Below are 8,300 nucleotides of genomic sequence, written 5' to 3'. Positions count from 1 at the left end.
GACCGACGGCGAGCACCGCCACCTGCTGGCCGCCACCGGCGGCAACCCGCTGGCCCTGCTGGAGCTGGCGGGCAAGGAGCTGCCGCCGGAAGGAGCGCAGGAGCCGCCGGCGTTGACCGACGAGCTGCGGCGTTCGTTCCTGAGCCGCGTACGCGCCCGGCACGCGGAGGCGTTGCCGCTGCTCCAGCTCGTCGCCGCCGACGGTTCGGGCAGCGTGGAGACCATTGAGAAGGCCGCCGCCGAGGTGTGTGTCGACGCCGGGCCGCTGCACCGGGCCGAGCTGGACGAGTTGCTCACGTACGACGGGCCGCGGCTGGTGTTCCGGCATCCGCTGATGCGGTCGGCGATCTACCACAGCGCGACGGCGGGCCGGCGGGCGGCGATCCACCGGGCCCTCGCGTCGGCGTTCGACGCCCCGGCCGACCAGCACCGCCGCGCCTGGCACCGAGGTCAGGCCGCGGCGGGCCACGACGAGGAGGCCGCCGGGCTGCTCGAACGCTCGGCCGAGCAGGCCGCGCTGCGGGGTGGCCCGGCGGCGGCCATGGCCGCGCTGTCGCGGGCCGCCGAGCTCACCCCGGCGGGCCCGCACCGGGGGCGGCGGTTGTGGAGCGCGGCGCGGGCCGCCGTCCGCGGCGGGTTCACCGCCGCGGCCGGGGACCTGCTGGACCGGGCGGAGCGCGAGCCGCACCTGGACGAGGTGGACCGGATCTCCGTGGTCGCGATGCGCGCCGTGGTGGCCGAGTTCGTCGGCTCCCCCGAGGACGCGATGGACCTCATCAAGCCGTGGATCCCGCGCGCGCTCCGGGTCGACCGGCGCCGCTTCACCCCGACGGTCGCGATGTACGGCGACCTCGGGACCCGTACCAACCGCCCGGGGGTCTGGTCCGACCTCGCCGGCTGGCTCGACGCGTGCCAGCCGGAACAGGAGGGGCAGGACCACGACGACGGTCAGGGCGGTCCTGAGGAGGCGGTGCTGCGGCTGTTGCGCGCCGCCTGCCGGGTGCACGCGGGCGACGGCCCGGGACCGGCCGTACGGGACGGCGCCGGGGTGCGGGCGCTCACCGATCCGATCACGATGACCCTGGCGGGGGCGATCGCCCGAGGGCTCGGCGACCGTGAGCTGAGCAGGCACCTGTACCATGACGCCGGGCGGCTGGCCCGCGCCGGCGGCTCGCTGGGCGCGCTCGCGTGGAACCTCGAGTACCAGGCCGCGGACGAGCTCGCCCGCGGCCGGCTCGGGCTGGCGGAGGCCCACGCCGAGGAGGGGTGTGCGTTCGCCGCCGAGGTCGGCCAGCCGAACACGGCCTGCCGCAACCGCGGGCTGCTGGCCCTGTGCGCCGCGATTCGCGGCCGTCCCGAGGCCGGCGAGCTGGCCGCCGGGGTGCTGGCCGAGGCGGGCGAGCGGCGGCTGGCCGACGCGACGGCGTACGCCAGGCGGGCGCTCGGGCTGGTGGAGCTGGTCGCGGGCCGGCACGCCGAGGCCGTGCGGCACTTCGCGGCGGTCGGCGGGTGGGACGCGGGTCAGCCTTCCGACCTGGCGATGGGGCTGGTTCCCGACCTGGTCGAGGCCCTCGTCAGGGCCGGTGAGCACGACAGGGCGGCCGTGGCCGCGGACCGGTACGCGCGGTGGACGGAGCACACCGCGTCGCCGGAGCTGGGCGCGCTCGCGGCGCGCTGCCGGGCGCTGGTCGCCGAGGACGGTTCGAGCGCTTACGCGGAGAGCCTGCGCCTGCACGCGCTGTCCGACGCCCCGCTGGAGCAGGCCCGTACCGAGCTGCTGCTGGGCGAGCAGTTGCGGCGGGACCGCCGTCGTTCCCCGGCGCAGCAGCACCTGCGTGGCGCGGCGGAGACCTTCCGCCGCATCGGCGCGCTCGCGTGGGCCGATCGGGCGCTGGGCGAGCTGCGCGCCACCGGCGAGTCGGCACGCGCGCCCGAGGCGGGGGCGCTGAGCACGCTCACCCCGCAGGAGCTGCGGATCGCGCTCGCCGTCGGCGAGGGGCTGACGAACCGGGAGATCGCCGCCCAGTTGTTTCTCAGCCCGCGCACGGTGGACTACCACCTGCGCAAGGTCTTCCAGAAGGCCGGCATCACCTCGCGGGCCGAGCTCATGCGCATGGTCCTGGCGGAACGTCCGGCGTAGTGACGGTGATCCGCCCTGGCGGGAGACCGGTGTGCGGACCGGCGACTTCACTGATTCGGTGGCGGGACCGGTCTTCCTAGCGTGAGGGGCCTCAACGTCCTTCACGTCAGGAGTCCGACATGACGAACCATGAACGGCGGCCCGGCGGGGTACGCACCGCCGCCCGTCTCGTCTGGCACTACTTCGAACTGGTCATCGCGGCGGGCCTCGGGATGATGCTGCTCGACCCCCTGTGGGTCTCGGTGCTGGAGGTCGCCCGGTTCGACCTCTACATCCTGCTCATGGCGGCCGGCATGGCCGCCGGTGTGGCGCTTTGGATGCTGGTGCGCCGGCATGCCCGGCCGCGGATCGCCGAGATGAGCCTCGCGGTGTTCCTGCCGTTCCCCGTGCTGCTCGTTCCTTTCTGGCTCGGCGCATTACCGGCCGCTTCGGTGACGCTCATCGGGCATGTGATCCCGATGGTGCTTCTGGCGGCGGCCATGATCTGGCGGCGCGCGGAGTACGCGGACCCCCGGCACCGGTTCAGGTTCCGGTCCGGATGGTGGCGCGGGACGGCCATCGTCCTGGCGGCGCTGCTGCTTCCCGGCGCGGTCTCCGCGGTGAACACCACCGGCAAGTTCGGCGACCTGTACACGGCTCCCGCGAACGCGACGACCGCCGCGCCGGCGCCGAAGACGCACGATCCGGCCAAGCCGACGGTGGCCCTCCTGGTCGGCGGCGGCGGCACGAACGTGGCGGACCTGCTGGGCCCGTACGAGGTGCTGGCGGGCACCGGCCGGGTGAACACCTACGTCGTCTCCTCCGGCTCCCGGCTGGCGCCCCTGACCGGCGGCCTGGACCTGGTGCCCGACCTGACGTTCCCCGAGCTCGCGCGGCTGCTGGACGAGCAGGACGACACGCTCGACGCGGTGATCGTCCCCGCCCTGCAGGACCCGGGGCCGGCGGAGCTCGGCTCGATCACCCGCTGGCTGCGTGAGCAGTCGGCGGCCGGCGCGCTGACGATGAGCGTCTGCACCGGGGCGCGTACGCTCGCGGCGAGCGGGCTGCTCGACGGCAGGACCGCGACGTCGCACTGGTTGCGGATGGCGGGGCTGCGTGACGACTTCCCCCGCGTCGGCTGGGTCACGGGCGTGCGCTACGTCGACGACGGCGACATCATCAGCACGGCCGGCGTGTTGTCCGGCGTCGAAGGCGCCCTGCGCATGCTTGAGCGGCTGGTCGACCCCGGCTCCGCCCGGGAGGCGGCGCGGAGGGTGCACTGGCCCCACTACTCCCCCGGCGCGGCTGTGCGGATCGCCGAGTCCCGGCTCCAGCCGCCGGATCTGGTGGTCGCGCTCAACGCCTCCTACAACCCCGGGCCGTCCTCCATAGGCGTCCGGGTCGCCGGCGGAATCGGCGAGCTGGAGCTCGCGTCCGTGTTCATCTCGTACACCGAGCACGCCATGGTCGGGCGTACCGTCGCGCTGGGCGACGGGCCGTTCCGCTCCAGGCACGGGCTGACCTTCGTGCCGCGCTCGACGGTCGCCGCCGCGGCGGACGGGCTCGACCGCCTGCTCGTCCCCGGCGTGGACGCCGCACGCGCGAGGGCGGCGGACGGCGTGGCGGGACTGCGGCCTGAGTTCCTCCACACCGAGGAGGAGTTCGCGTTCGATCCGGTGTTGCGCGACATCGCCCGCACCTACGACGTGCAGACGGCGCTGTGGACGGCGAAAACGATGGAGTATCCGGTGTCCCACGTCGGGCTGGGCGGCAGCGCCTGGCCGTGGCCGGCGACGCTCGTGCTGCTGGTGCTGGTGCTGCTGGGTGGCGCCGCCGCCGTGGTCGCTCCGCTGGCGTTCCGCCGCATCCGTACGAGCCACTAATGGGATTGCTGTCCCGTTAGCGTGCTATCCTAAACGGGACAATAATCCCATTAGCAAGAATGGACATGAATCATGGAATATCGGCAACTGGGCGCCTCCGGACTCAAGGTCCCCGCGCTGAGCTTCGGCGCCGGCACCTTCGGCGGCAAGGGCGAGCTGTTCGGCGCGTGGGGCGACACCGGCGTCGCGCAGGCCAGGCGGCTCGTCGACATCGCCCTCGACGCGGGCGTCACCATGTTCGACACCGCCGACGTCTACTCCGACGGCGCCTCGGAGGAGGTGCTCGGCCAGGCGCTGAAAGGCCGCCGCGACCGCGCGCTCATCTCGACCAAGGCGGGCCTGCCCACGCACGAGGGGCCGGACGGCGCGGGCACCTCGCGCCCCCGACTGGTCAAGGTGGTGGACGACGCGCTGCGCCGCCTCGGCACCGACCGCATCGACCTGTTCCAGCTGCACGCCTTCGACGCCGCCACGCCGGTCGAGGAGGCGCTGTCCACTCTCGGCGACCTCGTCAGGGCCGGCAAACTCCGGTACGTCGGCGTGTCCAACTTCTCCGGCTGGCAGCTCATGAAGTCGCTCGCGACGGCCGACCGCTACGGCTACCCGCGCTACGTCGCCCACCAGGTCTACTACTCCCTGGTGGGCCGTGACTACGAGTGGGAGCTGATGCCCCTCGGCCTCGACCAGGGCGTCGGCGCCCTGGTGTGGAGCCCGCTCGGCTGGGGCCGCCTCACCGGCAGGATCCGGCGCGGCGTCCCGCTGCCCGAGGTCAGCAGGCTGCACAGGACCGCCGCGTACGGCCCGCCGGTGGACGACGAGCGCCTCTACACGGTGGTCGACGTCCTCGACGAGCTGGCCGGCGAGACCGGCAGGACCGTCCCGCAGATCGCTCTCAACTGGCTGCTCCAGCGGCCGACCGTCGCCTCGGTCATCGTCGGCGCCCGCAACGAGGAGCAACTGCGGGAGAACCTGGGCGCCACCGGCTGGCGCCTCACCGGCGACCAGGTGGCCAGGCTCGACGCGGCCAGCACCGTCACGGCCGCCTATCCCTACTACCCGTACCGCAGCCAGGAGGGCTTCGCCCGCGTCAATCCGCCGGTCGAATCCCTGATCCGCGCGGGCTGACCTCCAGGAACCCGTCTCGCGGGCGCGTGCCCACGCCATGTCAGGGCATGTGCCGACCTTGGGGGTCGAGGCCGGTGGGAGCCGGCCTGAGCAGGAAAGGAGACGGGGGAATGGACGGCGAGAAGGTCAAAGAGTTCCTGGGCAGGGTCGTGGCCGACATGGCGGCCACCGAGGCCGCCGGCTCAGTCGTGGTCGGCCAGCGGCTGGGCCTCTACCGCGCGCTCGCGGAAGGGCCCGCGACGCCCGAGGAGTTCGCCGAACGCACCGGATGCCACCCGCGCTACCTGACCGAGTGGCTGCGAGGCCAGGCCGCCGGCGGCTACGTCGGCTACGAGCCGGAGACCGGCCGGTTCTCGCTGAGCGAGGAGCAGGCGTTCTGCCTGGCGAGCCCTGAGGGCCCCAACGTGCCGGCGGCGTTCCTCATCGCTCTGGGCATGCTGCGCTCGGAGCCGCGCATCACCGAGGCGTTCCGCACGGGCGCCGGGGTCGGCTGGCACGAGCACCACGAGGACGTCTTCGTCGGGTGCGACGCGTTCTTCCGGGCGGGTTACACGGCCGAGCTGATCCCGCACTGGATCCCGGCACTGGAGGGGGTCGAGGCGAAGCTCACCGCCGGAGGCAGGGTCGCCGACGTCGGCTGCGGCCTCGGCTCGTCGTCGCTGCTGCTCGCCGAGGCGTACCCGCACACCACGGTCCTCGGCTCGGACTACCACACCGAGTCGATCGCGCTGGCGCGCAAGCGGGCCGCGGAGGCTGGGCTGGCCGACCGGGTCGGCTTCGAGGTCGCCGGCGCGCAGGACTTCAGCGGCACGGACTTCGACCTGGTGGCGATGTTCGACTGCCTGCACGACATGGGCGACCCGCTGGGCGCGGCCAGGCGGGTGCGGGGGGCGCTGGCCCCCGACGGTACGTGGCTCCTGGTGGAGCCGCTGGCCTCGGACCGGGTCGAGGAGAACCTCAACCCGCTGGGACGGCTGTACTACAGCGCGTCCACGTTCCTCTGCGTGCCCAGCGCCCTGTCCCAGCCGGGCGGGTACGCGCTCGGCGCGCAGGCCGGGGGCGCCGCCATCCGCGACGTCGTCACGGAGGCGGGCTTCACCCGCTTCCGCGAGGCGGCGCGGACCCCGTTCAACCTCGTGTACGAGGTACGCCCCTAGGCGGGCACGTCAACCGCTTGGGGGCGTACGTGACGCCGAGCTCGGCGAGCTCGGCCCGCAGCCCGTGACGGTCGAGCCCGAGCTCGCCGGCGCGGAACGGGGCGCCCGGCCTGCGCTGGTCCACCGCCGCGTGGATCATCGGGTTGTCGCCCGGCCAGCACAGCACGGTGACGCCGGTGCCGCCGATGCGGGAGCCGAGGTGCGTGGGCCGCAGTTGCGGGCCGAGGTGGCCGGTGCGGCCCAGCGCCTCGTGGACGGTGGTCAGGCACAGCACCTTCGCGCGCTCGCCTCGGGACGTGGCCGGCGCGATCGCTCCGGCGGCGCCCCAGACGAGTCGCCCGCATGCGCGCTGATCACCAGCAGACCCGTCGCGACCTCTCCTTCGGTCGTCATTCGTCACGAAAATCCGTTGTCCGTCACGAAGGACAGTAGGAGCGCCCGGCCCGCGCCGGAACGTCGTGACGTCCGGCATGCTCTACGTCATTCGACCTAGAGCCCGCCGCCTACCGCATGGACGGCCATCTTCACATCGGACATTTGTCGCGGCGAAGTCCGTGCGGATGCCCGGCGACACTTACTCCCGCGTCCGGTTCTACTGGTGGGCCAGGACGTCCCCTCAACAGGAGCGCCATGGAATTCCTGGTACGCACGGAGAACCTGCTGCCGCCCGACACGCCCGACCACACCCGTGACCGCCTGCGCAGGGCGGAGCGCGAGCGGGCCCAGGAGCTGCGAGACGCCGGCATTCTCAAGCGGTTGTGGCGGGTCCCCGGCCGGAACGCCACCGTCGGCCTCTATGAGGCGGGCGACCCCGCCGAGTTGCACGACGCGCTGACGTCGCTGCCGATGTGGAAGTGGATGGACGTGACCGTCGAGGCGCTGGCCACCCACCCGCAGGAACGGGCGTAGCTTCTCGAATGTGACACGGGCCGTCCTGCTCCGGGCATAGAGCGCCGGGGCCGTCCGCCGGACCGGCCAAGTCTTGGCCAAGCCCTGCCGGGATGGCGCCGGCCTGCGGGACTTCTCCCCCTATGGCCGATCACAGTGGGTGAGTTCACGCCCTTCTTCCCGGAGCGGAACCAACACCCACGACACGGCGAGCGCTCCGGGCTCTTGCGGACAAGGAGTCAGACATGCTCGAGCGCGTCCTCACCATGACCGTGGCGACCGCGGCGACACTCGCTCTGGCCGCCGCCCCCGCACGGGCGGGCGACGGGCCATGGGAGAAGGCCAGGTACGACGCGCGCGAAGGCTCCGTCCTCGTGGACGCCGACCGCAAGCGGATCACCGTGTGCGACAAGCTGCGCGACGGCACCGCCGTCAGGGCCGAGTACACCACCACCCGCGACCAGGCGTGGACCGCACAGGCGCCGCAGGGCGGCTGCCGTACCCGCCGCACGTGGCTCACCAGGATCACCGGCTTCCGGCTCTGCACCGGCCACCTCAACCTGGGCCGCATCGCGTGGGACGGCTGCCGCCACCGCGTCAAGACCCCCGACTCGGGAAGGGCGCGGCACCACCGGCCGTTCGGCGGTTCCCCGGGCGAGTGACGGCTGTGGTCGCCGCCGCCTTCGCGACCGCCACCGACGCGCTGAGCCGCCGCAATCGCGGTGGAACGGCATGATCATCGTGGCGCTGCTGCAGCGGCCCGCCCGCTTCAGCGAACTGGCCAGGGCGGTCCCCGGGATCACCGACGGCCTGCTCACCGACCGCCTGCGCGAGCTGATGGCGGTGCGGCTCGTGGAGCGGAGCCTGGCGGGCGGCGCGGGCGATGCCGGCCGGGGTGGCCAGCGGACCGGACGGGGCAGGGCGACACCAAGTTCCATGCCCACGCTACTACCTTTTTCATAGCTCACTATGAAAAACAAAGAACCGTCATGCTGAGAAGTCCTCCGGGTTCGCCGAGCGCGTCCTGGCGTTGCCGCCCTTGACCGGGTTGAGCATCAGGCTCCAGCCGCTGGCGGAGGTGAACCTCAGCCGCTGGTCATGGAGTGCTCACTGTCCGGAACGCCCAAG

Annotated in this window: 7 protein-coding genes and 1 pseudogene; 7 read left to right on the top strand and 1 reads right to left on the bottom strand. The window is 73.2% G+C overall.

Annotated elements, in window-relative coordinates; all coding sequences use genetic code 11:
• From E1267_RS12975 to E1267_RS12960, 4 genes are all read left to right on the top strand, one after another.
• Positions 1-2,140, top strand: a 2,140-nt coding sequence (locus tag E1267_RS12975; RefSeq protein ID WP_132332687.1) for a helix-turn-helix transcriptional regulator, incomplete at its 5' end; no start/stop codon positions are given.
• A 119-nt stretch (positions 2,141-2,259) separates the two neighbouring features.
• Positions 2,260-4,002, top strand: coding sequence for a DJ-1/PfpI family protein (locus E1267_RS12970; protein WP_132332686.1), 1,743 nt, complete (start codon positions 2,260-2,262; stop codon positions 4,000-4,002).
• A 72-nt stretch (positions 4,003-4,074) separates the two neighbouring features.
• A complete protein-coding gene (locus E1267_RS12965) occupies positions 4,075-5,127 on the top strand; it encodes an aldo/keto reductase (RefSeq protein ID WP_132332685.1) in 1,053 nt (350 codons plus the stop codon).
• Positions 5,128-5,237: 110 nt separating this feature from the next.
• Positions 5,238-6,284, top strand: coding sequence for a class I SAM-dependent methyltransferase (locus E1267_RS12960; RefSeq protein ID WP_132332684.1), 1,047 nt, complete (start codon positions 5,238-5,240; stop codon positions 6,282-6,284).
• On the opposite strand, the gene E1267_RS46320 is transcribed toward E1267_RS12960, so the two are convergent.
• Complete coding sequence (locus tag E1267_RS46320; protein ID WP_246063821.1) at positions 6,256-6,684, bottom strand: RraA family protein; 429 nt, start codon at positions 6,682-6,684, stop codon at positions 6,256-6,258. The genes E1267_RS12960 and E1267_RS46320 overlap by 29 nt on opposite strands.
• Before the next feature lie 230 nt (positions 6,685-6,914).
• On the opposite strand from E1267_RS46320, the gene E1267_RS12950 reads away from it, so the two are divergent.
• From E1267_RS12950 to E1267_RS12940, 3 genes and pseudogenes are all read left to right on the top strand, one after another.
• Positions 6,915-7,193, top strand: coding sequence for a muconolactone Delta-isomerase family protein (locus tag E1267_RS12950; protein ID WP_132332683.1), 279 nt, complete (start codon positions 6,915-6,917; stop codon positions 7,191-7,193).
• Between the two features lie 224 nt (positions 7,194-7,417).
• The gene (locus E1267_RS12945) at positions 7,418-7,834 is read left to right on the top strand and encodes a hypothetical protein (protein ID WP_132332682.1); all 417 of its coding nucleotides are present in this window, start codon (positions 7,418-7,420) and stop codon (positions 7,832-7,834) included.
• Between the two features lie 67 nt (positions 7,835-7,901).
• Positions 7,902-8,135 (top strand): annotated as a pseudogene (locus tag E1267_RS12940) (winged helix-turn-helix transcriptional regulator); the annotation flags it as partial.
• Between the last annotated feature and the right edge of the window lie 165 nt (positions 8,136-8,300).

The organism is Nonomuraea longispora (genome assembly GCF_004348345.1).
Classification (GTDB): Bacteria; Actinomycetota; Actinomycetes; order Streptosporangiales; family Streptosporangiaceae; genus Nonomuraea; species Nonomuraea longispora.
This window is presented reverse-complemented; position numbering and strand designations above follow the sequence as displayed.